This window comes from Streptomyces sparsus (genome assembly GCF_054776295.1).
This window is the reverse complement of record NZ_BAAHCA010000722.1, coordinates 1-2,525: the sequence shown is the minus strand read 5'-3', so window position 1 is coordinate 2,525 and position 2,525 is coordinate 1. Positions and strand designations below refer to the sequence as shown.

Genomic DNA, 2,525 nt, shown 5'->3' with positions numbered 1-2,525 from the left:
GCCGCTCGGCCTGGTGTCCGGCGCCCGCAGCGGCGACAAGGGCGGCAGCGCCAACGTCGGCGTGTGGAGCAGGGAGGCGCTCGGCGAGGACGGGTGGCGCTGGCTGGTGCACGTGCTGACCGTCGAGCGGTTCCGGGAGCTGCTGCCGGAGACCGCGGACCTGCCCGTGGAGCGCCACGTGCTGCCGAACCTGCGGGCGGTGAACTTCACGGTGGACGGGCTGCTGGGGGAGGGCGTCGCCGCGCAGGCCCGCTTCGACCCGCAGGCCAAGGCCGTGGGGGAGTGGCTGCGCTCCCGACACCTCGACATTCCGGAGGTACTGCTGTGACGGTGTGGACGTCCGCCCTCGACCCGGCGAGCCCGGAGTACACCGCCAACCGGCGGGTCATGCTCGACCGGCTCGACGAACTCGCCGCCGAGCACGCGAAGGCGCTGGCCGGCGGCGGCGAGAAGTACGTCGAGCGGCACCGCGGCCGCGGCAAGCTCACCGCCCGGGAACGCGTCGAGCTGCTGCTCGACCCCGACACGCCGTTCCTGGAGCTGTCGCCGCTCGCCGCCTGGGGCAGCGACTACACCGTCGGGGCTTCCCTGGTCACCGGCATCGGCGTGGTGGAGGGCGTCGAGTGCCTGATCACCGCCAACGACCCGACCGTGCGCGGCGGCGCCAGCAACCCGTGGACGCTGAAGAAGGCGCTGCGGGCCAACGAGATCGCCCGCCGCAACCGGCTGCCGTGCCTGAGCCTCGTCGAGTCCGGTGGCGCCGACCTCACCGGTCAGAAGGAGATCTTCATCCCCGGCGGGGCGCTGTTCCGCGACCTGACCAGGCTGTCGGCCGCCGGTATCCCCACCGTCGCCGTCGTCTTCGGCAACTCCACCGCCGGCGGCGCCTACGTCCCCGGCATGTCCGACCACGTGGTCATGGTCAGGGAACGGGCGAAGGTCTTTCTCGGCGGCCCGCCGCTGGTGCGGATGGCGACCGGCGAGGAGGCCGACGACGAGGAGCTGGGCGGCGCCGAGATGCACGCCCGCACCTCCGGGCTCGCCGACCACTTCGCGGTCGACGAACCGGACGCGCTGCGCCAGGCCCGGCGGATCGTCGCCCGGCTCAACTGGCGCAAGGCGCACCCCGATCCGGCGCCCGCGCCGCCGCCGCGCCACAGCGAGGAGGAACTGCTCGGCATCGTGCCCGGCGACCTCAAGGCGCCCTTCGACCCGCGTGAGGTCATCGCCCGCATCGTGGACGACTCCGACTTCGACGAGTTCAAGCCCCGCTACGGGCCCAGCCTGTGCACCGGCTGGGCGGAGCTGCACGGCTACCCGGTCGGCGTACTCGCCAACGCCCAGGGCGTGTTGTTCAGCGCCGAGTCGCAGAAGGCCACGCAGTTCATCCAACTCGCCAACCAGCGCGACATTCCGCTGCTGTTCCTGCACAACACCACGGGCTACATGGTCGGCACCGAGTACGAGCAGGGCGGCATCATCAAGCACGGCGCCATGATGATCAACGCGGTCTCCAACTCGACCGTGCCGCACCTGTCGGTCCTGATGGGCGCGAGCTACGGCGCCGGGCACTACGGCATGTGCGGCCGGGCCTACGACCCGCGGTTCCTCTTCACCTGGCCGAGCGCCAAGTCGGCCGTGATGGGACCGCAGCAGCTCGCCGGGGTGCTGTCCATCGTGGCGCGGGCCGCCGCCGAGGCACGCGGCCGGCCCTACGACGAGGAGGGTGACGCCGCGCTGCGCGCCATGGTCGAGCAGCAGGTGGAGGCGGAGTCGCTGCCGATGTTCCTCTCCGGTCGGCTCTACGACGACGGCGTCATCGACCCGCGCGCCACCCGGACCGTGCTCGGCCTGTGCCTGTCAGCCCTGCACACCGCTCCGGTCGAAGGCGTCCGCGGCGGTTTCGGCGTCTTCCGGATGTGAGCGGACCGTTGGACGCCGACGCCGCCTCGCCCGCCGGGGCCCCGCGAACCCCACGCCCCACCGCCGCCGCGCCGCGCTGGCCGCGGAGTGCACGCCACACCGAGGAGCTGAGAGCGACATGACGCCGACCTCCCTGCTGGTCGCCAACCGCGGCGAGATCGCCCGGCGGATCTTCCGCACCTGCCGGGAACTCGGCGTCGGCACCGTCGCCGTGCACTCCGACGCCGACACCGACACCCCGCACGTGCGGGAGGCCGACGTGGCGGTGCGGCTGCCCGGCGACAGCCCGGCCGACACCTACCTGCGCGCGGACCTGCTGGTGCGCGCCGCGCTGACGGCCGGCGCCGACGCCGTCCACCCCGGATACGGGTTCCTGGCCGAGAACGCGGGCTTCGCCCGGGAGGTGCTGGACGCCGGGCTGATCTGGATCGGCCCGCCGCCGGCGGCGATCGAGGCGATGGCCTCCAAGACCCGCGCCAAGGAGCTGATGCGGGCCGCGCGGGTGCCGCTGCCCGAGTCCGTGGACCCGTCCGCCGTCACCGGCGCCGACCTGCCGCTGCTGGTCAAGGCGGCGGCCGGCGGCGGCGGACGCGGCATGCGCG

At 73.6% G+C, this 2,525-nt stretch carries 3 protein-coding genes; all 3 read left to right on the top strand.

Annotated elements, in window-relative coordinates:
* A partial coding sequence (locus tag ACYVE9_RS22615; protein WP_461029732.1) for an AtuA-related protein occupies nt 1-328 on the top strand: 328 nt, incomplete at its 5' end.
* A complete protein-coding gene (locus ACYVE9_RS22610; protein WP_461029731.1) occupies nt 325-1,923 on the top strand; it encodes an acyl-CoA carboxylase subunit beta in 1,599 nt (532 codons plus the stop codon). The genes ACYVE9_RS22615 and ACYVE9_RS22610, both read left to right, overlap by 4 nt.
* Nucleotides 1,924-2,041: 118 nt before the next feature.
* Nucleotides 2,042-2,525, top strand: a 484-nt coding sequence (locus ACYVE9_RS22605; protein WP_461029730.1) for a biotin carboxylase N-terminal domain-containing protein, incomplete at its 3' end; no start/stop codon positions are given.